Genomic DNA, 24,378 nt, shown 5'->3' on the forward strand with positions numbered 1-24,378 from the left:
CCGAATTCAATTTTTCATTGCTTAATTAGTATGTACCATCAAATCTACAACACGTGTGCAATTCATTACAAAAAAATAGCCTGCACGGGAAAAGAACCCGTGCAGAACTTCATCAATACAACCTATTATTGATCTTCCTCAGTAAATCTGAGTAAGTCGCCATTGATAATCAAGTCTGAATAGCCAAGTTCAGTTGTAGCACGTTCAATATAAGGCTCACACGCACCACTATCAGTTGGTTCTCCTGTCTTCTTATCATAACACACTTCATGTGCATAAATCGTATTTTCCGTCACAAATCTTCCATCTCTAAAAATAACGAATGGTTCATGATCTGGAGAGAAAATATCAGATCCCATTTGCATATCTTCTTTTGTATCAATGCCGAGTAAGTGCAAGACAGTTGGTTTAACATCCATTTGACCTGCTAGCTCATCTGACACTTCACCTTTTCCATAACCTGGAATATGAATGAATAGAGGAACTTTTTGCAGTTCAACATTATCAAATGGTGTAATTTCCTTCTCTAAATACATACCCATCGCTTTATTATGGTTTTCGGATATTCCATAGTGGTCTCCATACATGACAATGATTGAATTGTCATAAAGACCGCTCTCTTTCAGATTGTTAAACAGGACTTTAATCGATTCGTCCATGTATCGGACAGTTTGGAAATATTGGTTCAAAGTACGTGAATTTGAATCATAAGCTGGAATCATCATATCTTCTTCATCCAATGTAAATGGGTGATGGTTTGTCAATGTAATCAAACGTGTTGAAAACGGTTGTGGCATTTCTTTCATCATCTCTACAGACTGCTCCACAAAAGGAATATCTTTCATACCCCAGTTGACAGCATCGCCTTCACCGATTTCATAACTCTCTACATCATAGAATTTGTCGATTTTAAGCGCCTGATACATAATATCACGATTCCAGAAGCTTCGGTTATTCGCATGCATCACACTTGTGAAATAGCCGTTATCACCTAGTTTTTCAGACATTGAATTGTACGTGTTACCACTGTTCGTAAAGAATACCGCGCCACCATTGCGTCCATACAAAGAGTTTTCAACAATGAACTCCGAATCAGAAGTTTTTCCTAGACCCGTTTGGTGATAAAAATTATTGAAGTAAAAAGTATCCGGATCCTTTGTCAATGAATTGAGGAAAGGGGTAATTTCGTGACCTTTCATATCATTGTTAATAACAAAACTTTGAAGTGATTCGAGTGAAACAAAAATGACATTCCGACCTTTCGCAGCACCAAACATTTCTGGATTCGGCTCAGCATAGTTCGCATTAATATAGTTCGCCACTTCCGTTAACTCACTGCCATCTGCCAACGCACGTTGTGCATGCGTCTTTGACTGGATGAACAAATCATAAATATGATAGTTGTACGTACCAATATTTTTAACAAGCAATTCCCGATCGAAACTTCTTGTTAGCAATTGCGGTCTTTGTGCTTCTGATAACCCCAAGTTGACCATTAAGATTGTCGCAGCTACGACAAAGTAGAGCTTACGTCCAATTTTACGCTGGCTTGTTGAAGTTTGTGCTTCATTCACGAATTTAATCGCCAATCCGACAATTACAACATCCGTAAAGAAGAAAATATCTGTAACATGCATATTTGCAAAGACAGACGATGATAAATCCCCAAAATTACTTGTTTGAAATAATACTGGCAACGTGATGAAATCACTGAAAAAACGATAGAACACAGCATTACTAAACATAATAATTGATGTAATCAAGCTGATTGAAAACAAGTAGATATTCCGTTTTTTTGTCGTCTTAATAAATAATGTAGCGCCATAAACAAACAACAAAAAGCTAAGTGGGTTCATGAACAATATAAATTCTTGCATCACATTATCGATTTTCAAGCTGAAACTAGTCTTATAACCAATATAAGTTGTTAGCCAAGTTGCAATGATGGCAATCACAAGTATGGCATGTTTTGGCCAATTTATTTTTTTCATTTTTGTTCTCTTCCTTTCGTAAATCAATCAAAACAGCTTACCATTCTATTTATCGTTCTTTTGCAAAAGAGTATTGCTGCGCCTTTTTTTGACCAGCATGAATGAACCGTTTTTGAGTTCCCTGTCCATGTTGGACGCGTCATTTACTGACATGCCATCAGCGGGAAATCCCTATCCAGTCTATTATGTTAATGCAAGGACTGTTTGTACGTATGACAAATCTGTTTTTCAGCATCTCGTCTTGCACTACATATAATAGACGGATTTGGGACAAGAAAGTTTCATTTTTTAATATGAGAATTTCTGTAAATCCTACGATAAACCTATCAAGAATTAATTTTACCCAGCTCATTCCGTAAGATAAGAATCGCTTGTAAGTAGTCTTCTTTCATCAGTAGGCCACTTTCATGCAACTCTTTCACTTCCGCCATCATAAGCTCTATATCTGTCTTCTTTTCACCTGTATAAATGTGAATGCCAAACCGTTTTAGTAGTTGCAATACAGTCAAGTAGTTAGTCATTCTCTTCACGCACCGCTTCACAATCTATAATAGCTGTTTCGGTAATAATTTTTCCCACAGGTTGATCATATGTTTCAATCGGTATTTTTTCGACTACTTGCAAATCAAAAGCTAATGAAAGCGTGTTACCTTGAAAAGCACATAGATAGCGATCGTAATACCCGCCACCATAGCCGATACGATAACCATCCTTTGCAAATACGACGCCCGGAACAACTTGCAAGTCAATTTCGTCCGGTCTAACCGATACCGATCGATCAATAATTGGTTCCTGTAAATTCATATACACAACTTCAAGGTCATCGTACGAGTTGATGATTCTGAAGTCCATCTCTTTTGTGGATGGATTGCATCGAGGTACAGCAACTCGTTTTCCCAATGCCCACGCATGTTCAATAATCGTTCTTGTATCAATTTCAGGATACCTGGAAATCGTAATACCGACTGTTGAAGCCGCCTTAAAAACTTCTGTCAAACACAGTTGTTCAAAAATTTTTCTTGATTGATCGGCATGCGCCAATCTATCTATATCATTCATAACTTCTAGTATTTGTGTTCGCGTAAATTGTTTCCCCATTTAGTATTCCCCCATTTTGAAATAAAAAACCAAAACCGGTAAAGGTTTTGGCATGAGCGATTATTTTGTTTCACGGTGCAAAGTTTGTTTCTTTTCACGTGAGCAATATTTTTTCATTTCAAGACGTTCCGGATTGTTACGCTTGTTTTTCTTTGTAATATAATTACGCTCTCCACAATCTGTGCAAGCAAGTGTAATATTTACGCGCATTGTTGTCCCTCCCACTCATTGGCAATTAGATAAATTAAATATGAGCATGATTTATACGACTTATTTATTGTATCATAACATACGTGTATGTAAAGAAGAAAGTTTCAAATTACATTCAGATGCTCCTTATGATACTATGGGAAAAAGCAATCTATTTTCGGAGGCGTATTGAAGTGAATGTTACAGAAATTTTATTAATCATCGGAATCATATGTATTATCGTTTCCTTCTTCTTTAAAAATTCACGTAAACAAGCAGATGAATTAGAAGATATCTCAATTAGTCTACATCAAGAAACAAATCAATTGAAAAAAAGACTGCGAGCAGTTGAAGAGGAATTGCTCATTGACGTCAATCCTATCAGCCCTTCAAAACAACTCAAAACAAAGCCAATACACGAAATTATCGTTAACCAGATCCTTTCCCTTCATGCACAAGGCTATTCTATAACCGATATTGCGAAACGCGCTTCGTTAACCAATGAAGAAGTTATGCATGTACTGCAGACACGAGGTGTATCATCACGATGAAAGACGTATTCAGAAGTATTGGCATCGGTTGTATCCTCGCTGCGGGTATCTTGTATTTTACACAGGATGCATCTACACAAGCGGACGATTCATCTTACAAAGACAATTTAAAAGCAGTTACGGCTGAATTGGAACGGGTAAAAAAAGAGTTAGCGATTGCTCAAACCAACTCTATGGCAGATCAACAGCAAAGCAAAGCATCCACAAACAAGAAGGACGATTCGAAGCCAAATGATTCAGTGCAACAAATTACGAAAACAATTTTAACGATCGAACAAGGCTCTACTTCTACGAGTGTCGCAAACAAACTTGTGCGTGCTGGCATTATTGAAAACAAGAACGAGTTGGAACATTATTTAAGTCAAAACAAACTATCCGGTCGGATACAAATCGGGGAATACGAAGTCGATTCATCGATGGACATCCCACAAATTGCAAAGTTAATAACAAATTAGTCTCCTTGCGAGCTGCTAAAAAGGCTGTCCAGAAGCCAGTAACAACTGAACTTCTGTGACAGCCTTTTATTACGATCATAAATTGATCGAACAGCTTCCTATTCATCATTTCAAACCAAATAAATTATTCGTCAGTCCCCTCATCCTCCACAACACGCTCAATTTGCGGCGTTGTCGTTTCAATCGGGTTTGCTTTCATACGCTTCTCTTTCAACTCAAAATACGTATCGACCGAACTTCTAACGAACAATTTCATTGCATCACTGGCGTAACGATAATCATCACGTTGGGTGGATCCGTAAGGAATAACAACCGCATAGGCAACTTCAGGATTTTCCGCAGGAGCAAAGCCGACATGCGTTAAATTGACAGAAGGCGTCCCATATTTACTTCGGTCATCTCCGTAATAAAACGATTGGGCTGTCCCGGTCTTGCCTGCTGCCTTGTACGATGCGCCGTCAAAAATACCACGTCCCGTACCATTCGGGCCATAATAGACGTATTCCATCCCTTTTTTAACTTGCTCAATTTCTTCAGCTGTATTGTTAATGCGATTTAGGACATTTGCTTCCGTTTCTTGTAACAACACACCTAATGTCTTTCCATCTTGAGACGGTTCACGGATTTCCTTGAGCACTTTGGGTGCAACTCGATAACCACCATTTGCAATAGTAGAGACATATTGTGCAAGTTGCAACGGTGTATACGTATCAAATTGACCAATCGCGAAGTCTAACAACTTTCCTGATTCAGTGACAGTTTCTCGGCCTGTAACCCCCGTATACTCTCCAGGCAAATCAATTCCAGTCTTTACGCCCAGACCGAATGAAGCATAGGAGTTCCTTAATTTATCGAACCCTTCCATGTCAATCGGTAACGGCATATGTGGACGATATACTGCATTTCCTAACGACATTGCAATACGGAACATATACACGTTTGAAGACCGACCAATGGCTACAACGTCATTCAGTTGAACACGTCCGTTCTGATTGAATAGGGAACGTTTTGTCGACCCTCTCAAATAAATCGGCTCATCGATTTTTGTCTCATTAATTGAGAGAACTCCCTCACTATATCCCGTTAATACAGTTGCCAACTTTATAGTAGAACCTACTTCGTAAGCAGACGTGAAGGTACCATAGGCATAATCACGTACTTCCCATTTGCCGGTGTCTTCATCCTTCACTAGTCGTTTCCCAACCAACGACAGGACTTCACCGTTATTCGGATCCATCATTACTACAAATGCTCGATCCAACAAACCAGCCTTCGGGTCTTTTTTCATCTCAAGAAGTTTAGATGACACTACATCCTCTACTGACTCTTGCAACTCACTGTCCATCGACAACACAAGGTCCTTACCTGGTTCCCCTTCGCGTACAGTTTTCGTTTCAATGACAGTACCCGTTCGATCCTTAACGTTTTTCACGATTTTTTTCTCGCCATTTAGCAGTTCTTCATAATACTGTTCAAAATAACTTCTACCTACCCGGTCATTCCTGGAATAATCCCTTGCCAAATAGTAATCCAAATGGGACCTCGGTATGCCTTCGATCGGGCTTGTTGTTGTACCAAGAATTGTACTATCGGAGAATTTCACACGTTCCCAGTCAGTTGTCGTATTCACACCTTTAAACTCATCAAGTCGTTCTGAGACGGCTGCAAACTCTTCTGGTGTCACATTCCCGCTCTTAATGATTTGCGGTGAATACGCGTAACCTGACATCATTTCTCGATAGATCGCCAGTACTTCCAATTCATGATCCGTAAAAGAATTCAACTCTTCGTCTGTAATTCGTTCGCGTGTAAGGCGATTAATCTCTCGTTGGATTTCTTTTTTCGATACACCGTCTTCACTAATTTGCTCAATCTCTTTACGACTTACTTTCGCCTCCGCTTCTTCACTGTGCAATAAAATCCAGAAATCCCGCTTATCACCGAGTGTGACCCGTTTCGTATCTTGCTCAATTAATTGTGATAGCTTTTCAGCGATTTGGTACATTTCCTTTGCTGTTGTGGAGGAGGTTTTTGTATATGTAATGGCATTCATCGGATGATTATCCACTAAGACTTTACCTGTACGGTCATAAATTCTTCCTCTAGGTACACTCGTGTTCACTGATATTTCTTCTTTTTGTTCTAAGCCTCTTCTATAGTCATCCCCTTTGACAATTTGTAAATAGCCAAGTCGGAAAATGAGCAATGAAAATAGGACGAATATCGAAAAGAACAATAGATTCATCCTGAAAGCAATATGTTTACGTTGTCGGATTTTTGCTTGATCCGTTTTGCGCATCGACTTCTTCATTGGTAATCCCCTTACATAATAAGTTCATTATGAATTATAGCATTCAAAATATAAAAAAGCATACATCCTGACGAAAAGGATGTATGCTTGGTTGCCGATTAACAATTATTTTTGATAGTTTTTCGCGACTTCATCCCAGTTTACAACGTTCCAGAACGCTGAAACATAATCAGGACGACGGTTTTGATAGTTTAGGTAGTATGCATGCTCCCAAACATCCAATCCAAGAATTGGCGTTTTTCCTTCCATTAACGGAGAATCTTGGTTTGGTGTTGACATGATTTCAAGTTCTCCATTGTTGGAAACAAGCCATGCCCATCCTGAACCGAAGCGCGTTGCAGCAGCTTTTGCAAATTCTTCTTTAAATGCATCAAAACTACCGAATTTCTTGTCAATTGCTTCTGCAAGTTCACCAGTTGGCGCACCGCCACCATTTGGAGATAGAATTTTCCAGAAGAATGAGTGGTTTGCATGACCGCCACCATTGTTACGGACAGCTGTACGAATGTTTTCAGGCACTGCATCCATATTCGAAATGAGTTCTTCAACAGATTTAGATGCTAAATCTGCATGTCCTTCCAATGCATTGTTCACATTCGTTACATACGTATTGTGGTGTTTCGTGTGGTGAATGTTCATTGTTTCTTTGTCGATATGAGGCTCTAATGCATCATATGCGTATGGTAGCTCAGGTAATTGGTAAGCCATTTGTCCATTCCTCCTCGATAGATTGGTTTTTATCCTACAATGTTAACGATAGCAAAATTTCTAAAGCCATTCAATTCAAATGAATTATATGGCAACAAAGAAGATAAAAATCCCTATCATTAGGAGCATAATCGCACCTTTCGTGACAAAAGATGTTAAAAAGCCAACCAATGAGCCAATCCCTGTTAGGAGTGATTGTTTCAGTCCAGACCTCGAAACAATCAGTTCAGCAAGTACAGCACCGATAAAAGGACCAATTAGGATTCCAGCAACCGGTATGACAAATGGACCGACGAGCAAACCAATCGTGCTTCCCCACATCCCTGCCTTCGACCCACCGAACTTTTTAACACCGACAAGATTCGCAAGTGTGTCTGCGCCAAAAAGTAAGATGACAAATAGAATTTGAATCACCCAAAACAACCAAGTAAGTTCTTCAAACGATACAATCCATCCGTATAATAGAAATCCAGCGATGATGAAAATTACGGATGGAATGATCGGATAGACTAATCCCGCAAAAGCAACGATAAACATAACGATCGTAACAATCCAGCCGATCACTTCCATTGTCGTTTACACTCGCTTTCCTAAAATTGCTTCCGCAATGTTAACGGCATGGTCTCCGATACGCTCCAAATTGGAAACGATATCGACAAATACAATACCTGCCTGCGCAGAACAATTTCCACCATTCAAACGCACAATATGATTTTTTCTAAATTTGCGTTCCATCTTATCGATCAAGTCTTCTTGTTCAGCAACGGTCTTCGCAAGCTCAACATCATTCATATCGAGTGAACGAATCGCTTTGTCCACAGTTTCAATTGTCAATGTAAACATCTCTGTTAAATCTTCTAATGCATCCGGCGTCAATTTAACACGGTTCACTTCACGGAAATCAATCAGTTCAATAATATTTTCAAAATGATCACCAATTCGTTCAATGTCACGTACCGTATCCATGAGCATAACGTGGCGTGCTGATTCAATTGGTGAAATATTCACAGCTGAAATATCAACGAGATAATCCGTTATTTTTCGATCTAAATTGTTAATGGCATCTTCTATTTGATAAGCCGTTTCTGCATGTCTTTTATTGCTTGTCTTTAAATATTCAAATGTCTCTTGCATTCCTTGGACCGCAAAATCACCCATTCGGATAATCTCTTCTTTCGCTTGTCCAATCGCAACAGAAGGTGATTGGTTGATGAAGTTCGGATCTAGATGCTTCGGTTTGTATTCGATCGTTACATCTTTACCTGGAATAATTTTTGTTACAAATAAAGCCCACGCTCCAATTAATGGAAATTGGATTAATGTGTTAATGACGTTGAATGTTCCATGTGCAAATGCAATTTGCATTTTACTTTCCAAGTTTAATACGCCTGAAATCCATTCGATATACAATGTGAACGGATGAAGTAGCAACAGGAAAATAATCGCGCCGACAACGTTGAATAGTACGTGTGTAGCAGCTGCTCTTCTTGCAGCTACGGATGCTCCGATAGCAGCTAAAATTGCAGTTATCGTTGTCCCGATATTATCTCCGAACAAAATTGGAAGTGCAGCATTGAGGTCTACAAGGTTTTCTGCATATAACCCTTGCAAAATTCCTACCGTTGCGCTTGAACTTTGGACAATTAAAGTAAACACTGTCCCTGCAACAACTCCGAGTATAGAATGCTCACTCATTGCAAGTGTAAAGTCTGTGAACACTTCAAGTGAACGAAGTGGTTTCATCCCTGCACTCATCAGTTCGAGACCGAGGAATAGTCCACCGAATCCAAAAATGACTTCCCCCAAGTTTTTAATGCTGTTCTTTTTTATGAAGAAGATGAGAAATGCACCAACTGCCATGATTGGCAATGCATATGCGCCTACATCCAATCCAATGATAAATGCAGTTACAGTCGTACCGATATTGGCACCCATTATGACACCAATCGCTTGTCGTAATGTCATGAAACCAGCACTTACAAGACCTACAGTAATTACGGTCGTTCCAGAACTAGACTGGATTAAGATTGTTACAATGATCCCCACAAGTACGCCCATGAACGGATTCGTTGTAAAGCGATCCAAAATAGATCGTAATCTGTCTCCAGCAGCCTTTTGTAGACCGTCTCCCATATATTTTATGGCGAATAGGAAAATCCCAAGACCTCCTACAAATTGAAACAGCATTTCTTGCCAATTCACTTCCATCAAACTGTCAACCTCCATCATGCTTAATAATACGCACCCTTATTATGTTGATATTATTAACGAATTGTAAATAGTCGTGCGCAAATCTTTACATTCCCTTAACATTCGACTCAGAAATTGTCATCATTCTGTCGAATCTGCCAGCCAACAAACGAGTTACTGAAGGTGGTAAACTGATAGTAAACAGAAGGAGGTAGCACCATTGTGACATTTCGACATTTGTTCCTTGCAGGCGTGTCTGCACCAAAGAAATTAGCAGCTTTCCGTCTGCTTCCAATTGGCCGTGTAATCCGGTATATTTTTTATTTCATTTTTACGATGACGCTGATCTCTTTTATACGATACTTGCTCGGAGATGGTGGTTTATTTGAAGCATCGCCTGAATTGGAAGCATACAGTCAAACGATCGGTAGTTTGCTTTATCCAATTGCGATTGTGTTTCAGTTCGTCATCGCGACTTTTTATGTATTTGTCAGAATTAGTCTGTTCGCCGCATTCGGCATGTTGCTTGGGATGTTGTTTCGCAGGAGAGTGGAATATCGTTTCATATGGCGAACGACTGCCGTAGCCATTACCCTTCCCCTTTTACTGACAATGATTCTTGATTTCTTTCCAATGACCGAAACTTTTAGTGCATGGCTAACGTCCATCATTCATATAAGTTATATCGCCTTTGCACTCAAGTATTATCCAAAAACAGTAAAATGAATACTTCCCTCTTTGACGCATATAGTGTAAAAGGAGGGATGTTCATGCGTACATTTGGCATTGCTGTCGTGTTGTTTATTATTTTTCACATTATACGTGTTGATTTGTTTGATGGGACAATCACTCTCGCTTCCTTTTTTGGCGATGAAGTACCGTGTCAAGAAACAACCGTAGACTATATTCCCGTCAAGACAATTGAAGGTGATACAATTGAGACCCTCTTTGCGATGTACCCAGATGGCGACGTATCCTTTGTTGAAAGGTTATCAATTTTCTATTCCCTTAATCCGCATTTACAAAACCAAGATCTTGTAGGTGGTTTATCCATTAAGCTCCCACTTACAGAAACACACCTAACAAATTGCAAATAATGGGCATTGAGCGGTCTCTCTTGTCTTTTCAACACATTGATTGGTAAAATAGATTCTAGTATTATCGTTTTTTTAAGGAGAGAATGTTGATGAATGAAATGATACACAGATCGAAGACCCGTCCAGTCCGTGTTGGTAATTTGACAATCGGTGGCAGTGACGAGCTTTTTATTCAAAGTATGGCGACGACAAAAACACATGATGTCGACGCAACGGTTGAAGAAATCTTACGCCTCGAAGAAGCAGGTTGCCAAGTTGTTCGTGTCGCTTGTCCTGACGAGCGTGCTGCATACTCAATCGGAGCAATTAAAGCGCGCATTAACATCCCTCTTGTAGTGGATATCCATTTTGACTACAAATTAGCGTTAATTGCAATTGAACAAGGTGCTGATAAAATCCGCATTAATCCCGGCAACATCGGCCGAAAAGAAAAAGTGGAAGCGGTCGTTCAAGCTGCAAAAGAAAAAGGAATCCCAATACGTATCGGTGTAAATGCAGGATCCTTGAGAAACATATTTTGAAGAAATACGGCTATCCAACAGCGGACGGTATGGTGGAAAGTGCTTTGCATCACATTAAGATACTAGAAGATCTTGATTTCCACGATATTATCGTATCTTTGAAAGCTTCTGACGTGAATTTGGCAGTCGAAGCCTATAAAAAAGCGGCGGCTGCTTTTGATTATCCGCTCCACTTAGGCATCACTGAGTCAGGAACGTTATTTGCTGGATCAATTAAAAGTGCTGCCGGGCTCGGAACATTATTATCTGCAGGTATTGGGAACACACTCCGCGTATCATTAAGTGCGGATCCAGTCCAAGAAGTTAAAGTTGCCCGTGAGTTGTTAAAAGTATTCGGTCTCTCTTCCAACGCAGCAACACTTATTTCATGTCCAACGTGCGGTCGAATTGAAATCGATTTAATTTCCATTGCAAATGAAGTTGAAGAGTACATTTCAACGATTAAAGCACCACTTAAAGTAGCGGTACTCGGTTGCGCAGTTAATGGACCAGGAGAAGCACGAGAAGCGGATATCGGCATTGCAGGCGCACGTGGGGAAGGTTTACTTTTCATGAAAGGGAAAACAGTTCGGAAAGTGCCTGAAGAAACAATGGTTGAAGAACTGAAGATGGAAATCGATAAGCTAGCAGAGGAATACTTTGAAAAGAAACGACAAGAAGAGCTACTTCTACAAAGCGGAGCAACTGAATGAGGAAATTTCGTTTCGGCATTGATATTGACGGAACTGTCACGTGCCCGACGTCCCTGTTACCGCATATCAATGAGCAATTCGGCTGTAATCTTGTGTTAGACGATATCGTTGAATATGATTTAACAAAAGCTTTTCCTATCACAGAAGAAGAATTCTATACGTGGTACAAGCAAGCGGAATCTACCATCTATGCGACATCACCTGCTCAGGAGTATGCAAAGATGATATTAACCGACTGGCAACAGCATTACGAGTTGTATTATATTTCTGCTCGCGGTGAAAATGTCATGGACTGCACACATAACTGGTTTCAACAGCAAGCGATTCCTTTCGATCACATCGAACTCATTGGCAGTCATCACAAAGTCGAGACGGCGAAAAAGTTCAACGTGGATGCATTCTTCGAAGATAAGCACGATAATGCCGTAGATATCCACGAGGCACTATCGATTCCGGTGTTGCTTTTCGATACACCTTATAACCGTCAACCGATTCCTGAAGGTGTCATTCGAGTACACAGCTGGCAAGAAGCAGATGAATGGATTAAAAAGCACTTTCCAACCGAACAACTTATGAACAAATAAAAAAAGTAGAGAGCGGCGTAATTGTCCGTTCTCTACTTTTTATTGTTCACATACTATGCTTCTATACATAATGGGCATTTTCCGTAAATCTCGAATTTATGCCCTTCAACTGCATAACCAGGTAGATTGACAGAGATCTCTTCCATCGGACAATGTGGAATACTTCTCGTTTTGCCACAATCCGTACAAATGAAGTGATGATGATGGACACCGTGATCGCATTGCATACGAAAGTGCCGCTCGCCGTTCAATTCCGTCTCCTCCAAAATGCCAAGTTCCGCAAAAGTCGTCAAGTTTCGATAAATCGTGTCATAACTAATTCCAGGATTATCGATTGCCATAAAATTCCGAACTTCCATCGCTGTCAAATAGCGATCTTTATCCGCAAAAAATTCTAAGATCGTTTCCCGATTTTTCGTTCGTTTAAATTGGTTTGCTTGTAAAATTCTCCATGCCTCATCAAGTGTCATACAAATTCCCCTCTCACTTTCCGAGTTGGCTTCTTCCCTTTGAATTTATTCCAACCCAGCACTAGTAATAATAGCACAATGGAGGTGACTACAATCGTTCCTCCTGGTGCAATGTCCAGATGATAGGCTGCAAAAAGGCCGATTAAAACAGATAACTCTCCAATCACGATGGAATACAACATAGCCCCTTTGAAACTTTTCGCTAATTGAATCGCTGCGGCAACTGGCAATGTCATTAGTGAAGAAACAAGTAAAATCCCGACTATTCTCATTGAAGCGCCAATGACAAGCGCCACAATTATCATAAACACCGTTTGAATCACTTTTCCATTCACGCCCGAGACACGCGCATACTCCTTATCAAAAGATAATGCAAACAACTCTTTGTAAAAGATCCAAATAAAAGCGATGACGACAACTGCAATAATTAGAACGATCCCTAAATCTTGTCGACTCACTGCCGAAACGGAGCCAAATAAATAACCGACTAAATCAGAGCCGAACCCTTTAGCCAGTGAAATAAAGATTGCGCCGAACCCAATGCCTGCTGAAAGGATAATCGGAATTGCAAGTTCTTCAAAGTTTTTATAAGCCCCTCTTAACCTTTCGATTAACAAAGAGCCTCCTACCGCTGTAGCCATTCCTAAATAAATTGGATTCAATGGAGCAAAGAACAGCACCGTCTGACTTAAATAAAGGCTACCTGCAATACCCGCCAGCGCAACATGACTTAATGCATCCGCAATGAGCGCAAGTCTTCTGACGACGATGAACAAGCCTAAAAGTGGTGCAATCACCCCAATAATTAGCCCAGACAAGAAAGCATTTTGCAAAAACTCATAGGATAATATAGCTGAAAGCATCGTCAAGCCTCCTTCTTCGACGAATGAACACGACGAACTGGATGCCCATACCAATTTGAAATTTCTCGATTATCCATCTGCTGATAAGCCGCTTGAGGACCATGAAAATGAATTGTTCGATTGAGGCATGCAACATGGGAAGCAAGCTCTGTCACTAAGTCAATTTCATGTGTCACGAGTAGGATTGCAATACCGTGTTCACGGTTTAAGTCATTGAGCATAGAATAGAACGAAGCAACATTTTTTTGATCGATACCCACAGTTGGCTCATCCATAATGAGTAATTCAGGATTGCCGACTAATGCACGTGCGATGAAAACTCGCTGCTGCTGCCCACCGGACAATTCGCCGATACTTGATGCAGCGTAGGCATCCATCTTAACAATTTTCAAGGCTTCCAATGCCTGCTTTTCGTCTGCCTTCGTGAAGTTTTTAAACAAACCTACTTTACGCGTAAGGCCACTCTTGACGACTTCAAGTACTGTCGCTGGAAAACCAGCATTAAAAGAATTGGATTTTTGGGAGACATAACCAATCTTTTCACGCTGTCTAAAAGAAGCGGCATCTTCCCCATACAGTCTTACACGCCCTTGATCCGGTTGTAATAACCCTAAAATGATTTTGATTAAGGTAGATTTTCCAGAACCATTTGGACCGATGAGCGCCCAAAACTCCCCTTCGTTCACTTTCAAGGAAATAGAATCGAGAACTGTAGATTGTTCATAGGTAAAACTAATATTTGAGCATTCAATAATTGTGTTGGTCATGCGATAACCCTCTCTATCTTACTCCTCATTTAACGCAATTCGCTCGAATCACGTAACAGCTTGCTAGTAAACAGGAACGATTACTATTACTTGTAAAAGTATAAACGAAGTTTCTTATGTATACAAATATTTGAGAAGGAATGATGGATGTTGGACTATTTGCAATTTGTAAATGAAATTAAAATGAAAAGTGATGCAGAGGCAAAACAGTTAGCAGATCGATATGGTATTGATTTATCGATCAGAGAAATACAAGCTTTACGGCCATTGCTAGACGAAATTTCTTTTCATTGGTTGTTTACTGGCGTTCCGGAGAGCTTCATCTCAAAAGTGAAGGCTGCTGTCGGAGATAAAAAAGGCGAGGAATTGTTCAGGCAATATTTAGACAGGATTTGAACTACTAGTCGAATGTAAATTGGATTGACACCTCACGGAACGAGTGAGGTGTCAATCCATAAACATTAAACGAGTAGAAGTTCCCGTAATTCCGGTTGGAACTTTTTCGCTTTGAGCATAGCGATTTCCTGTTCATATGGAGCACGTTTGTTTTTTGCATCCGTACCGACAAATGGTGTTTCCAGGATCTTCGGTATGTGCTTGAAATCTGGATGATGGACAATATACGATAACGGTTCAAAACCGATATACCCATGTCCTATATTTTCATGTCGGTCTTTCATGGCACCACGTTCATTTTTACTGTCGTTGACATGGATGACCGAAATACGATCTTTACCAACTATCTCATCAAATTGTGCAAGTACACCTGCGAAGTCATTGACAATATCGTAACCTGCATCATGGACGTGACATGTATCAAAACAGACAGACAAGCGTTCGTTATGCGTTACACCATCGATAATTTTTGCAATCTCATCAAAGCTTCTACCACACTCACTACCCTTACCCGCCATCGTCTCCAAAGCAATTCGAACGTTCGCATCTTCAGACAGTACTTCGTTTAATCCTTCGATAATTTTAGCAATACCTGCATCAGCCCCCGCTCCGACATGCGCACCTGGGTGAAGGACGATTTGATCTGCGCCAAGTGCAGCTGTTCGTCTAATTTCTTCTTGTAAGAAATCCACACCCAATCGGAAAGTTTCGGGTTTCGTCGTATTGCCGATATTGATAATGTAAGGAGCATGCACGACGATATTGGCCATGCCATTTTCCTGCATATGACGCAAGCCTGCATCAATATTCAGTTCTTCAATTGGTTTTCTTCTTGTATTTTGCGGAGCACCCGTATAAATCATAAATGTGGATGCCCCATAACCGAGTGCCTCTTCACTTGAACCAAGCAACATCTTTTTGCCACTCATTGAAACATGTGATCCTAACAGTAGCGGTTGATCATTTCCCATTTTTCCGTTTCAATCTCCTTTCCCTCTTCTTAAATTTCTCCATCTCTTTTGTCATTTTCTTTTTATAGCCCGGCTTTACTTTGTCAGGTTTACGTACATAAGATGCAGCTTTACGGTCCAATTCGTCTGTTTCTTTGACACGCTTTTTACGAGCATTGCGTTCTTTCACTTCAAACCACTCGCCGTTTTTGACATCTTCATGCACAAACGGTATGCCGAGTTTTTCAATTTGAACGATTTTATCATCCTCGGATGGCTCATAAAGTGTGATGGCATTGCCTTCCAATCCTGCACGTGCAGTACGCCCTACGCGGTGAATGAAAAATTCCAAGTCATCGGGTAATTCGTAGTTAATGACATGGCTGACACCCGGGATATCGATTCCACGAGCAGCAAGGTCAGTCGCCACAATAAATTGATAGTCGAGATCACGGACTTGTTTCATCATCCGTGTCCGTTCACGAGGTGATAAATCACCGTGAATTCTGCCTGCCTTAATGCCTTGATCGGCCAAATAATCGGCAAGTTGATCAGCGTTTTGTTTTGTGTTCGTAAATATAATCGCCAAATAGGGATTAATCGACTGAACGATATGCAACAGTTTCTTTTTTCGATCCATACTTCTCACGGGAACGAGTGAGTAGTGCATTCCTTCTGTTAAAGGTTTTTTATCACCTATTTGTACATGCACAGGGCTTTCCATGTATTTTGAGAGGAAAGGTTTTAGTTTTTCTGGAATCGTCGCAGAAAACACATACATTTCTAAATCAGTCGGCATTTTCGAAGCAAATTGATCGATATCTTCGATGAATCCCATGTCAAAAGCGAGGTCTGCTTCATCGATGACAAGAATGGAAGCCGTATGAATCGCTAATGCTTTATTTTCAGCCATATCACGGATACGTCCTGGTGTACCGACAATAATATGCGGATTTGACTTTAACTTATCCATTGCACGCTGCTTATCCGTGCCACCAATCAACAGCGAACTTTTAATAGCAGTCTTAGCAATCATCTTATTCAATTCCTCAAATAACTGCATTGCCAGTTCTCTTGTAGGTGCAGTGATAACCGCCTGTAATTCATCCTTCTGTTCATCCAGCCGTTCTACGATTGGTATGAGGAAACTGTGAGATTTTCCTGTTCCGGTATGGGCTTGTCCAATTGCATTCGTGCCTTTTAGGATCAATGGAATCATTTCTTTTTGTATCGGTGTAGGGGATGTGAAACCTAATTGTTCAATTGCTTCACGTAAAAACGGTTTAAATTGATAATCTGTAAATTTAGACATTGTATGCCTCCTAACGTTTTCTTATTGTATCATGATTCCGTTCCGTCGTATGCGATTTTGGCATAGTATATATTGTGAAAGATCACAATGACGAATAGAAAGGGGTTACCTATGAGATACGAATCTTTTTATCCATTTGCTTCAAATCAGTCTCCTCCCGTTGCGATGAGGCAAACCATTCCGTACGGACCACAGCCTATCCAAAATTACGACATGCCGCAAAGACAATTCTATGGGGCTCCAACTGGAAACCAGTTTGGCCCGCCTTCACAAAATGCCGGTCAAAAGAATACAAACAAAATGGAAATGTACATGCAAACGGCCAATCAGTTCTTAAACACTGCCCAACAATTCGCACCACTCGTCCAACAAATGGCGCCAATGGTTCAAAACTTGCCGGCAATGTGGCGATTGTACAAAGGCTTCCAGTCATTACCGAACGCAGGCGCTACACCAGCTAGTGGGACGCCAAGCAGTGCATCAGCGGCAGGATCTGCATTAAGTAATCTGGCAGGCGGTTCAGGCCCTCGCATTTTTCAGCCACCTAATTAATAACTTTGAATCAGTTCCTCAACTCCGCTATAATGGAGACAGATCCCTGTTGAGGAGTGTGGAATAAATGAAAGTAATGAAGATTTCCCCGCGCGGCTATTGTTACGGGGTTGTCGATGCAATGGTCATTGCAAGAAATGCGGCACTCGACAAAACGTTGCCGAGACCTATTTATATACTAGGCATGATTGTTCATAATAAACATGTAACAGACGCTTTTGAAGAAGATGGAATCATTACACTCGATGGTCCAAATCGATTAGAAATACTTGAACAAGTGGAGACAGGTACTGTTATTTTCACGGCACATGGCGTCTCACCTGAAGTACGTGAACTCGCTCGGCGAAAAGGACTCGTTTCTATCGATGCGACGTGCCCTGACGTAACGGTTACACATGATCTGATTAGAGAAAAAACCGCAGAAGGTTATCATATCATTTATATCGGAAAAAAACACCATCCTGAACCTGAAGGTGCGATTGGTGTTGCACCACACGCAGTCCATCTCATTGAGACGATGGAAGACGTTGAGCAACTAAATCTCCACAATGAGAAACTCCTCGTTACGAATCAAACAACGATGAGTCAATGGGATGTTGAGCACATCATGGATGCGTTAAAAGAGAAATTCCCACACATTGAAGTGCACAAAGAGATCTGTCTCGCCACGCAAGTTCGACAAGAAGCCGTTGCTGAACAAGCAGGAGCATCAGATCTTCTCATCGTAGTTGGCGATCCGAAGAGTAATAACTCGAACCGGTTAACACAAGTTTCTGTTGAAATTGCGAATACACCATCCTATCGAATTTCGGATGTCTCCGAGATTGATATTGCCTGGTTAGAAGGAGTAGAAACTGTTTCTGTCACTGCTGGGGCTTCTACACCGACACTCATCGTGCGTGAAGTGATTAATTTCCTTGAACAATTTGACCCGGCAGATCCAGCGACACATATTCCAGAAAGAAAATTCACTTTGAACCGGATTTTACCAAAAATCAAAAATCCTGAACCTGTCAAACGAATTGAACCTTATGTATCAAACGAATGATACAGAAGAGCTGTCCCTACGGTGAAATACCGACGGGACAGCTCGTTTTTATGATTACGTAACAACGTCATGTCATTCCATATCGTTCCAATGATTCTATTTCATCGGTTTAGAAAGATTTACTGAAGGAATGTAAAAGGTTCAGTATCGATGGCTGATTGGATGAACCTTACGTCAAATCCTTTATCAGTGCATTCCTTTTGCATTCTCTTTGCGACACCTTCAATCATTACTTTTTCTACGTGGTGGCCTGGATCGATAATTCCTAAGTCCATTAATTCGGCATCTTGTGCGCTATGAAAATCGATATCACCCGATACGAAAACATCCGCGCCTTTCCTTTTAGCAGCTCGAATATATTTACTTCCACTGCCCCCTAATACGGCCACTTTCCTCACTTGTTTGTCTGGATCACCAACAAGCCGGATCGCTGGAACATCTAGTACACTTTTCACATAGCTCCCGAACTCTTTAAGGCTCATTGTTTCCTCCAATACACCGACCCTGCCTAAACCTAGTTGCTCCGTTCGTTGATCGAGCACGAAGAAGTCGTAGGCAGGTTCTTCGTAAGGATGTGCAGCGAGCATTGCTTGTAATACTTTGTTTCTTATTGGTCCAGGAAGTATGACTTCAATTCGTTCTTCCGCGACACTTTCACTTTTACCGACTTTCCCAATGAATGGATCTGCACCGGTGATCGGTGTAAATCGACCTATACCTGTCGAACTGAAGCTGCAACCAGCATAATCTCCTAGTGCGCCCGCACCGGCATTGCCTAACGCTTCCCGCAAATCATCCGCATAATCCGCTGGACAAAATACGGCTAATTTGTACAATGGATCTGATACGGTCGGCTTCATCACCTCTAACTGGCGTAATTGGAGCTTATGCGCCAACAAATCATTGACCCCACCAGGTGCGACATCCAAATTTGTATGTGCTGCATAAACAGATAGATCGTTTTTTATACATTTTTCGATTAATCGACCTTGGGGTGTGTCTGTCCAAATATGCTTTAGCGGCTGAAAAATTGGTGGATGGTGTGCAATGATAAGATTTGCCCCTTGTTCGATCGCTTCATCAACAACTGCTTCATTGACATCTAACGTTACTAATACTTTCTGAACAGTTCTGTTTAACTGTCCAATATGTAAACCAACAGGATCCCAGTCTTCTGCATACCGTTTTGGCGACCATTGCTCAAAGAGGGAAATGATTTCATGCCCATTCACTTTTTTCATCGTGACAGTACACTCCTCACCAAGTCAATTTTAGTTTGTAGTTCGCGCTTTTTCATTAAAATGTTGGAGCTTTCTCCAGCTTGTTGTAATTCTTGAACGATCCGTTGCCACTCCACAAGTTCCCGTTCCCATTTTTCCAAAAAGACAGATGATCTTTTTTTCGCTAGAAATGGCCCTACAAGCATTTCTGCCTCATTATAGGAAGCCTCACCTCGTTCAAGGACAAGCACTTCATAGATTTTATGATCTTCCTTAATAATTTCCTCATCAACAAGCTTCCAGTTGTTTTTTATTGCCCATTGACGAATCGCCAACGCATGAATATTTGGTTGTGCAATAATTCGGGAGACCGTTTGCAATTGGGAAGAGCCTTCCTCTAAAATCGAAGCGATTAAAGGACCACCCATACCAGCAATCGTCACTGTGTCAACAGCGTCCGCCTCTTGAATTGCATGCAAACCATTTGCTAGACGAACGGTAATTGCATTGTCCAAACCGTTTTTCTTCACATTTTTCACAGCGGATTCATAGGGACCTTTTACAACTTCACCCGCTATTGCTTTATTGATTTTGCCGGCATTCACCAAAAAACATGGCAAATATGCGTGATCGCTTCCAATATCTGCGACAATCGCTCCCGATTCGACGAATGATGCAACGGCCATCAATCGATTTGATAACTTTTCGGAATTCAAATGATCCCCACCTTTCCAATGCTCTTATTGTAAGGCATTTAGCTGTGTAATGCCAGAAATGAAAAAGCTAGCGGGACTGAATGGAATTCCAGTCCTGCTAGCTCTTACATAGGCTTATTTAAGTGTTAGGATATACTCAGCCAATTGGTCGATTTGCTCGTCTGAGATTTTACCTCCGAACGGTGGCATTCCACCTTGACCGTTTTTAATGATGTCATGAATCTCTTCTTTGGAATCTGACAGACCGACTAGGCTAGGTCCCATACCACCAGCTAAATCGCCACCATGGCAGCCGATACATTGTCCTTGTACGAAGGTTTCAGGATCAAAATCTTCAGAAGCTGCTCCATCATTGCTTTCTTCCGTTTTTCCTTCTTCATCTGCTCCAGCGATCTCTTCTTTCTGCTCGATACCATAAAGGGACATGAAGAAAATTAGGCCCAATCCTAGTGCGAAAATTAGGATATAAGGTACAACAGGATTGTTTTTCATCGAATTACCCTCCTTTTTCAGGATTTATTCTGTAAAAGTATACAGTGCACATCTAACATTGTACTGTATAGTGAGAAAAACTGAAAGAGTTATCACTGTACATTTAATTGTTTGTGACAATTTGGACAAACTTTTTCCTTAACAACCAATTTGTCGAGCAATTACCATACGTTGCACTTCTGACGTTCCTTCACCAATCTCTAATAATTTGGCGTCACGCATATATCGTTCCACTTCATATTCCTTCATATACCCATAGCCACCATGTATTTGAATTGCTTCGTCTGCGACTTCCATTGCAATTTCGGAAGCATACAGCTTACACATCGCTGCTTCTTTCGTGAATGGTCGGCCTTGATCTTTTAACCAAGCCGCTTTATAGACCAAATTTCGAGCCAATTCGATTTTCATCGCCATATCTGCAAGTTTAAATTGCGTCACTTGGAATTCCGACAACGTCTTTCCAAATTGTTTCCGTTCCTTAGAGTAGCGGAGCGCACGTTCATAGGCAGCTTGAGCAATTCCTACAGCCATAGCGCCTATTCCAATCCTGCCGCCATCTAATGTAACGAGGAATTGTCTAAATCCATGACCCCGTGTACCTAATAAGTTCTTTTTCGGTACACATACATTGTCTAACACTAATTCAGTTGTATTGGATGCATTCAAGCCCATTTTTTCATAGTTATCAATAACCGTGAAACCTTCTGCATCCGTCGGTACAATAATGGCACTGATTTCTTTTTTACCGTTGGTGTTGTCAGTGATCGCAGTAATTGCTAAATGTTTGGCGTAACTCGCGTTTGTAATATAGACTTTTGAGCCGTTAATGACGAAATCATCGCCATCTTCTTTAGCAGTCGTCTGTGTCCCCCCCGCATCAGACCCAGCATTCGGTTCAGTCAATCCAAAAGCTCCAAATGATTCACCTTTACAAATTGGCGCCAAGTACTCCTGTTTCTGTTCTTCCGTGCCAAACAAGTGAAGAGGCGCACCACCTAAAGATATATGCGCAGAATACGTAATGCCAGTTGAAGCACAGGCTCTACTCAATTCTTCTGTGACAATTGCGAAACTTGTTGTATCCGCACCGCCTCCCCCATATTTTTCAGGAAACGGAAGTCCCATCATCCCCATTTTAGACAACTCTTTAAAAATATCGACAGGAAAATGTTTCGTTTTATCCCGTTCGATGGCCCCCGGAGCAACTACTTCGTCTGAAAACTCCCTCATCATCTTTTTAATCATGAGCTGTTCATCTGTCAAATCGAAATTCATCGTACAGACCCCCTATTTGTTAACGCTTACATTTCTATTATACCGAAAATTGCAAGTGATTCACAATCATTCTTTCGAACGACCGGAACACTTGCCTATTTACAGTAGTTTCATAACATAAAATCCGACAATGAATGCTAATCCAACAGTGCCCGAAAGTGTAAAATAGACTAATCTAAAAAATTTTCCTGCTAGAAGCCAAAGCACACAATTTAAACTTAACAAAATGATTAACAAGACGTTTTGCCCCTCAAAAAACAATAACCAAATTTTCACCGAAACGCCTAATACCAATAAAGCGGATAATATGTATACAATTGATCGATTGATAGATTGATGTTGAAATAGCCTCTTTGCCACCATAAGCAATACAATCGTCGATAAAATGGCTACGCTTATCGTAACGAGTGGAATCGTATTTAGAAAGAACAAGCTTGCACCTATGAGACTTACAAAGAAAACAATCCCTAGCAAACTTGCCGTCTCACTCTTTTTTTCTTTCACGAGAATCGCATCATTGACATCGACTGCTTGTTCTTCCCCTTGTGTATACAACGTAAGCAAAAAGTCACAATAGTGTTCAGGTAATAACTTGTTTTGTTTCCAATAATGGATTTCAGCCATGATGATCTTTTTCCGTTGAGCATTCATGTTTTCACTCGCTCCTACTCATGATAACTGCACGAATAATGAAGAAAACATCGGCATAGTCAGTATGCCGATGCCCAGTTTTACTCTAAGAAATCTTTTAGACGTTTGCTTCTTGAAGGATGTCTTAACTTACGAAGTGCTTTTGCTTCAATTTGACGAATTCGTTCACGTGTGACGCCAAACACTTTACCTACTTCTTCAAGTGTTCTTGTTCTACCGTCATCTAAACCGAAACGAAGACGTAACACGTTTTCCTCACGGTCTGTCAATGTATCTAATACATCTTCAAGCTGCTCTTTTAACAATTCATATGCAGCGTGGTCCGATGGGGATTGCGCTTCGGAGTCTTCAATGAAGTCTCCTAGATGGGAATCATCCTCTTCCCCAATTGGTGTTTCAAGTGAAACAGGTTCTTGAGCAATTTTCAGGATTTCACGGACCTTTTCAGCAGTCAAGTCCATCTCTTCTCCGATTTCTTCTGGAGAAGGTTCACGACCTAGGTCTTGTAACAATTGACGTTGAACACGAATCAGTTTATTGATGGTCTCCACCATATGCACAGGGATACGGATTGTACGGGCTTGGTCCGCAATCGCTCGCGTAATGGCTTGACGAATCCACCAAGTCGCATACGTACTGAATTTAAAGCCTTTCGTATGATCGAACTTTTCGACGGCCTTAATAAGCCCCATATTTCCTTCTTGAATTAAATCTAAGAAGAGCATGCCACGACCAACATATCTTTTCGCAATGCTGACGACAAGACGAAGGTTCGCTTCAGCAAGACGTTTTTTTGCGTGCTCCCCTTTATCAACAATTTCCAGTAATTCCGGATCAGGTGTTTGCATTTCTGCAAGTTTCTCTTCAGCGGCTACGCCATCTTTAATAGCAATCGCCAACTTCACTTCTTGATCACCTGTCAACAAGTCGACACGTCCGATTTCTTTCAAATACATCCGGACAGGGTCATTAATTTTCACACCTGGGGGAACACTTAAATCATTCAAATCAAATTGCTCTTCATCTTTACCTGCTTCTTCGTCTTCTTTTCTTTCCATTTCAATGCCGGCTGCTTCAAGTTGATCCAAAAATTCCTCAAAATGATCCGGTTCCATTTCAAATACGGAAAGCTTTTCCGCCACTTCGTCCTGAGATAATTCTCCCGCTTTTTTACCCGCTTCCAATAAACTTGCTTTCACTTCTTCTAATGTCATCTCGTTCTCCATCTCTCCAGCTTGCTCATTTTTAGTCATAATACCCGTTCCTCCTTAATTCA

27 protein-coding genes and 1 pseudogene are annotated in these 24,378 nt (G+C 40.8%); 9 read left to right on the top strand and 19 right to left on the bottom strand.

Annotated elements, in window-relative coordinates:
- Positions 1 to 125: 125 nt before the first annotated feature.
- The 4 genes from ACVHUV_RS14665 to rpmG all read right to left on the bottom strand — a co-directional run bounded on the left by ACVHUV_RS14665 (position 126) and on the right by rpmG (position 3,299).
- Complete coding sequence (locus ACVHUV_RS14665; RefSeq protein WP_462085114.1) at positions 126 to 1,991, bottom strand: LTA synthase family protein; 1,866 nt, start codon at positions 1,989 to 1,991, stop codon at positions 126 to 128.
- A 326-nt stretch (positions 1,992 to 2,317) separates the two neighbouring features.
- Positions 2,318 to 2,512, bottom strand: a complete 195-nt coding sequence (locus tag ACVHUV_RS14670; protein WP_371389536.1) for a YqgQ family protein — start codon at positions 2,510 to 2,512, stop codon at positions 2,318 to 2,320.
- On the bottom strand, positions 2,505 to 3,089 hold the full coding sequence (locus ACVHUV_RS14675; RefSeq protein ID WP_317942149.1) for a 5-formyltetrahydrofolate cyclo-ligase: 585 nt from the start codon (positions 3,087 to 3,089) through the stop codon (positions 2,505 to 2,507). Before ACVHUV_RS14675 ends, ACVHUV_RS14670 begins: the two co-directional genes overlap by 8 nt.
- 60 nt (positions 3,090 to 3,149) lie before the next feature.
- Positions 3,150 to 3,299, bottom strand: a complete 150-nt coding sequence (gene rpmG / locus ACVHUV_RS14680; protein ID WP_317942150.1) for a 50S ribosomal protein L33 — start codon at positions 3,297 to 3,299, stop codon at positions 3,150 to 3,152.
- A gap of 173 nt (positions 3,300 to 3,472) precedes the next feature.
- Here rpmG and ACVHUV_RS14685 point away from each other — a divergent pair, with 173 nt between their 5' ends.
- Complete coding sequence (locus ACVHUV_RS14685; protein WP_462085115.1) at positions 3,473 to 3,829, top strand: hypothetical protein; 357 nt, start codon at positions 3,473 to 3,475, stop codon at positions 3,827 to 3,829.
- Positions 3,826 to 4,284 (top strand): hypothetical protein, encoded by a 459-nt coding sequence (locus ACVHUV_RS14690; protein ID WP_462085116.1) that lies wholly within the window; start codon positions 3,826 to 3,828, stop codon positions 4,282 to 4,284. The genes ACVHUV_RS14685 and ACVHUV_RS14690 overlap by 4 nt, the downstream gene beginning before the upstream one ends.
- A 124-nt stretch (positions 4,285 to 4,408) precedes the next feature.
- Here the strand turns inward: ACVHUV_RS14690 and ACVHUV_RS14695 are convergent, their stop codons facing one another.
- From ACVHUV_RS14695 to ACVHUV_RS14710, 4 genes are all read right to left on the bottom strand, one after another.
- Positions 4,409 to 6,595, bottom strand: coding sequence for a peptidoglycan D,D-transpeptidase FtsI family protein (locus ACVHUV_RS14695; protein ID WP_462085117.1), 2,187 nt, complete (start codon positions 6,593 to 6,595; stop codon positions 4,409 to 4,411).
- A gap of 105 nt (positions 6,596 to 6,700) precedes the next feature.
- Positions 6,701 to 7,303: a superoxide dismutase SodA gene (gene sodA / locus ACVHUV_RS14700; protein ID WP_317942154.1), complete on the bottom strand. Its 603-nt coding sequence runs from the start codon at positions 7,301 to 7,303 to the stop codon at positions 6,701 to 6,703.
- An 84-nt stretch (positions 7,304 to 7,387) separates the two neighbouring features.
- Positions 7,388 to 7,873 (bottom strand): DUF456 domain-containing protein, encoded by a 486-nt coding sequence (locus tag ACVHUV_RS14705; protein WP_317942155.1) that lies wholly within the window; start codon positions 7,871 to 7,873, stop codon positions 7,388 to 7,390.
- A gap of 6 nt (positions 7,874 to 7,879) precedes the next feature.
- Positions 7,880 to 9,511, bottom strand: coding sequence for a Na/Pi cotransporter family protein (locus ACVHUV_RS14710; protein WP_462086923.1), 1,632 nt, complete (start codon positions 9,509 to 9,511; stop codon positions 7,880 to 7,882).
- A gap of 204 nt (positions 9,512 to 9,715) precedes the next feature.
- On the opposite strand from ACVHUV_RS14710, the gene ACVHUV_RS14715 reads away from it, so the two are divergent.
- The 4 genes and pseudogenes from ACVHUV_RS14715 to ACVHUV_RS14730 all read left to right on the top strand — a co-directional run bounded on the left by ACVHUV_RS14715 (position 9,716) and on the right by ACVHUV_RS14730 (position 12,387).
- A complete protein-coding gene (locus ACVHUV_RS14715) occupies positions 9,716 to 10,219 on the top strand; it encodes a DUF1189 family protein (RefSeq protein ID WP_462085118.1) in 504 nt (167 codons plus the stop codon).
- A gap of 44 nt (positions 10,220 to 10,263) precedes the next feature.
- Positions 10,264 to 10,590, top strand: a complete 327-nt coding sequence (gene yqfZ, locus ACVHUV_RS14720) for a protein YqfZ (protein WP_317942157.1) — start codon at positions 10,264 to 10,266, stop codon at positions 10,588 to 10,590.
- An 89-nt stretch (positions 10,591 to 10,679) separates the two neighbouring features.
- Positions 10,680 to 11,803: pseudogene (gene ispG, locus ACVHUV_RS14725) on the top strand (flavodoxin-dependent (E)-4-hydroxy-3-methylbut-2-enyl-diphosphate synthase).
- A complete protein-coding gene (locus ACVHUV_RS14730; protein ID WP_462085119.1) occupies positions 11,800 to 12,387 on the top strand; it encodes a 5' nucleotidase, NT5C type in 588 nt (195 codons plus the stop codon). Before ispG ends, ACVHUV_RS14730 begins: the two are co-directional and overlap by 4 nt.
- A gap of 53 nt (positions 12,388 to 12,440) precedes the next feature.
- Here the strand turns inward: ACVHUV_RS14730 and ACVHUV_RS14735 are convergent, their stop codons facing one another.
- Genes ACVHUV_RS14735 through ACVHUV_RS14745 form a run of 3 tightly spaced genes read right to left on the bottom strand, consistent with a single transcriptional unit; the run spans position 12,441 to position 14,487 of the window.
- Complete coding sequence (locus ACVHUV_RS14735; RefSeq protein ID WP_462085120.1) at positions 12,441 to 12,857, bottom strand: Fur family transcriptional regulator; 417 nt, start codon at positions 12,855 to 12,857, stop codon at positions 12,441 to 12,443.
- Positions 12,854 to 13,720, bottom strand: coding sequence for a metal ABC transporter permease (locus ACVHUV_RS14740; RefSeq protein WP_462085121.1), 867 nt, complete (start codon positions 13,718 to 13,720; stop codon positions 12,854 to 12,856). The genes ACVHUV_RS14735 and ACVHUV_RS14740 overlap by 4 nt, the downstream gene beginning before the upstream one ends.
- Before the next feature lie 2 nt (positions 13,721 to 13,722).
- Positions 13,723 to 14,487 (bottom strand): metal ABC transporter ATP-binding protein, encoded by a 765-nt coding sequence (locus ACVHUV_RS14745; RefSeq protein ID WP_462085122.1) that lies wholly within the window; start codon positions 14,485 to 14,487, stop codon positions 13,723 to 13,725.
- 147 nt (positions 14,488 to 14,634) lie between these two features.
- On the opposite strand from ACVHUV_RS14745, the gene ACVHUV_RS14750 reads away from it, so the two are divergent.
- Positions 14,635 to 14,883, top strand: coding sequence for a hypothetical protein (locus ACVHUV_RS14750; protein ID WP_371389528.1), 249 nt, complete (start codon positions 14,635 to 14,637; stop codon positions 14,881 to 14,883).
- Positions 14,884 to 14,948: 65 nt separating this feature from the next.
- Here the strand turns inward: ACVHUV_RS14750 and ACVHUV_RS14755 are convergent, their stop codons facing one another.
- Together ACVHUV_RS14755 and ACVHUV_RS14760 are read right to left on the bottom strand one after the other, a co-directional pair.
- Positions 14,949 to 15,854, bottom strand: coding sequence for a deoxyribonuclease IV (locus tag ACVHUV_RS14755; protein WP_462085123.1), 906 nt, complete (start codon positions 15,852 to 15,854; stop codon positions 14,949 to 14,951).
- Positions 15,844 to 17,145 (bottom strand): DEAD/DEAH box helicase, encoded by a 1,302-nt coding sequence (locus ACVHUV_RS14760; RefSeq protein WP_371389526.1) that lies wholly within the window; start codon positions 17,143 to 17,145, stop codon positions 15,844 to 15,846. Before ACVHUV_RS14760 ends, ACVHUV_RS14755 begins: the two co-directional genes overlap by 11 nt.
- Before the next feature lie 111 nt (positions 17,146 to 17,256).
- Here ACVHUV_RS14760 and vrrA point away from each other — a divergent pair, with 111 nt between their 5' ends.
- Positions 17,257 to 17,697 carry a VrrA/YqfQ family protein gene (vrrA, locus tag ACVHUV_RS14765; RefSeq protein WP_317942166.1) on the top strand — a complete coding sequence of 147 codons (441 nt, stop codon included), beginning with the start codon at positions 17,257 to 17,259 and terminating at the stop codon, positions 17,695 to 17,697.
- 67 nt (positions 17,698 to 17,764) lie between these two features.
- Complete coding sequence (locus ACVHUV_RS14770) at positions 17,765 to 18,745, top strand: 4-hydroxy-3-methylbut-2-enyl diphosphate reductase (RefSeq protein WP_462085124.1); 981 nt, start codon at positions 17,765 to 17,767, stop codon at positions 18,743 to 18,745.
- A gap of 119 nt (positions 18,746 to 18,864) precedes the next feature.
- Here ACVHUV_RS14770 and ACVHUV_RS14775 read toward each other — a convergent pair whose 3' ends face one another.
- The 6 genes from ACVHUV_RS14775 to rpoD all read right to left on the bottom strand — a co-directional run bounded on the left by ACVHUV_RS14775 (position 18,865) and on the right by rpoD (position 24,355).
- The gene (locus ACVHUV_RS14775) at positions 18,865 to 19,986 is read right to left on the bottom strand and encodes a Nif3-like dinuclear metal center hexameric protein (protein ID WP_462085125.1); all 1,122 of its coding nucleotides are present in this window, start codon (positions 19,984 to 19,986) and stop codon (positions 18,865 to 18,867) included.
- Positions 19,983 to 20,681, bottom strand: a complete 699-nt coding sequence (locus tag ACVHUV_RS14780; RefSeq protein WP_462085126.1) for a tRNA (adenine(22)-N(1))-methyltransferase — start codon at positions 20,679 to 20,681, stop codon at positions 19,983 to 19,985. Before ACVHUV_RS14780 ends, ACVHUV_RS14775 begins: the two co-directional genes overlap by 4 nt.
- A gap of 114 nt (positions 20,682 to 20,795) precedes the next feature.
- Positions 20,796 to 21,173 carry a cytochrome c550 gene (gene cccA / locus ACVHUV_RS14785; protein WP_317942170.1) on the bottom strand — a complete coding sequence of 126 codons (378 nt, stop codon included), beginning with the start codon at positions 21,171 to 21,173 and terminating at the stop codon, positions 20,796 to 20,798.
- Between the two features lie 138 nt (positions 21,174 to 21,311).
- Positions 21,312 to 22,451 (bottom strand): acyl-CoA dehydrogenase family protein, encoded by a 1,140-nt coding sequence (locus ACVHUV_RS14790; protein WP_462085127.1) that lies wholly within the window; start codon positions 22,449 to 22,451, stop codon positions 21,312 to 21,314.
- Positions 22,452 to 22,550: 99 nt separating this feature from the next.
- A complete protein-coding gene (locus ACVHUV_RS14795) occupies positions 22,551 to 23,102 on the bottom strand; it encodes a hypothetical protein (protein ID WP_462085128.1) in 552 nt (183 codons plus the stop codon).
- An 80-nt stretch (positions 23,103 to 23,182) separates the two neighbouring features.
- Positions 23,183 to 24,355, bottom strand: a complete 1,173-nt coding sequence (gene rpoD / locus ACVHUV_RS14800) for an RNA polymerase sigma factor RpoD (protein WP_371389520.1) — start codon at positions 24,353 to 24,355, stop codon at positions 23,183 to 23,185.
- Positions 24,356 to 24,378: the final 23 nt, after the last annotated feature.

This window comes from Sporosarcina saromensis (genome assembly GCF_054901285.1).

Coding starts and splice junctions, on each gene's coding strand:
- ACVHUV_RS14665 (WP_462085114.1), bottom strand. CDS start 1,991: ATGAAAAAAATAAATTGGCCAAAACATGCCATACTTGTGATTGCCATC.
- ACVHUV_RS14670 (WP_371389536.1), bottom strand. CDS start 2,512: ATGACTAACTACTTGACTGTATTGCAACTACTAAAACGGTTTGGCATT.
- ACVHUV_RS14675 (WP_317942149.1), bottom strand. CDS start 3,089: ATGGGGAAACAATTTACGCGAACACAAATACTAGAAGTTATGAATGAT.
- rpmG (WP_317942150.1), bottom strand. CDS start 3,299: ATGCGCGTAAATATTACACTTGCTTGCACAGATTGTGGAGAGCGTAAT.
- ACVHUV_RS14690 (WP_462085116.1), top strand. CDS start 3,826: ATGAAAGACGTATTCAGAAGTATTGGCATCGGTTGTATCCTCGCTGCG.
- ACVHUV_RS14695 (WP_462085117.1), bottom strand. CDS start 6,595: ATGAAGAAGTCGATGCGCAAAACGGATCAAGCAAAAATCCGACAACGT.
- sodA (WP_317942154.1), bottom strand. CDS start 7,303: ATGGCTTACCAATTACCTGAGCTACCATACGCATATGATGCATTAGAG.
- ACVHUV_RS14705 (WP_317942155.1), bottom strand. CDS start 7,873: ATGGAAGTGATCGGCTGGATTGTTACGATCGTTATGTTTATCGTTGCT.
- ACVHUV_RS14710 (WP_462086923.1), bottom strand. CDS start 9,511: ATGGAAGTGAATTGGCAAGAAATGCTGTTTCAATTTGTAGGAGGTCTT.
- yqfZ (WP_317942157.1), top strand. CDS start 10,264: ATGCGTACATTTGGCATTGCTGTCGTGTTGTTTATTATTTTTCACATT.
- ACVHUV_RS14730 (WP_462085119.1), top strand. CDS start 11,800: ATGAGGAAATTTCGTTTCGGCATTGATATTGACGGAACTGTCACGTGC.
- ACVHUV_RS14735 (WP_462085120.1), bottom strand. CDS start 12,857: ATGACACTTGATGAGGCATGGAGAATTTTACAAGCAAACCAATTTAAA.
- ACVHUV_RS14740 (WP_462085121.1), bottom strand. CDS start 13,720: ATGCTTTCAGCTATATTATCCTATGAGTTTTTGCAAAATGCTTTCTTG.
- ACVHUV_RS14745 (WP_462085122.1), bottom strand. CDS start 14,487: ATGACCAACACAATTATTGAATGCTCAAATATTAGTTTTACCTATGAA.
- ACVHUV_RS14750 (WP_371389528.1), top strand. CDS start 14,635: ATGTTGGACTATTTGCAATTTGTAAATGAAATTAAAATGAAAAGTGAT.
- ACVHUV_RS14755 (WP_462085123.1), bottom strand. CDS start 15,854: ATGGGAAATGATCAACCGCTACTGTTAGGATCACATGTTTCAATGAGT.
- ACVHUV_RS14760 (WP_371389526.1), bottom strand. CDS start 17,145: ATGTCTAAATTTACAGATTATCAATTTAAACCGTTTTTACGTGAAGCA.
- vrrA (WP_317942166.1), top strand. CDS start 17,257: ATGAGATACGAATCTTTTTATCCATTTGCTTCAAATCAGTCTCCTCCC.
- ACVHUV_RS14770 (WP_462085124.1), top strand. CDS start 17,765: ATGAAAGTAATGAAGATTTCCCCGCGCGGCTATTGTTACGGGGTTGTC.
- ACVHUV_RS14775 (WP_462085125.1), bottom strand. CDS start 19,986: ATGAAAAAAGTGAATGGGCATGAAATCATTTCCCTCTTTGAGCAATGG.
- cccA (WP_317942170.1), bottom strand. CDS start 21,173: ATGAAAAACAATCCTGTTGTACCTTATATCCTAATTTTCGCACTAGGA.
- ACVHUV_RS14790 (WP_462085127.1), bottom strand. CDS start 22,451: ATGAATTTCGATTTGACAGATGAACAGCTCATGATTAAAAAGATGATG.
- ACVHUV_RS14795 (WP_462085128.1), bottom strand. CDS start 23,102: ATGAATGCTCAACGGAAAAAGATCATCATGGCTGAAATCCATTATTGG.
- rpoD (WP_371389520.1), bottom strand. CDS start 24,355: ATGACTAAAAATGAGCAAGCTGGAGAGATGGAGAACGAGATGACATTA.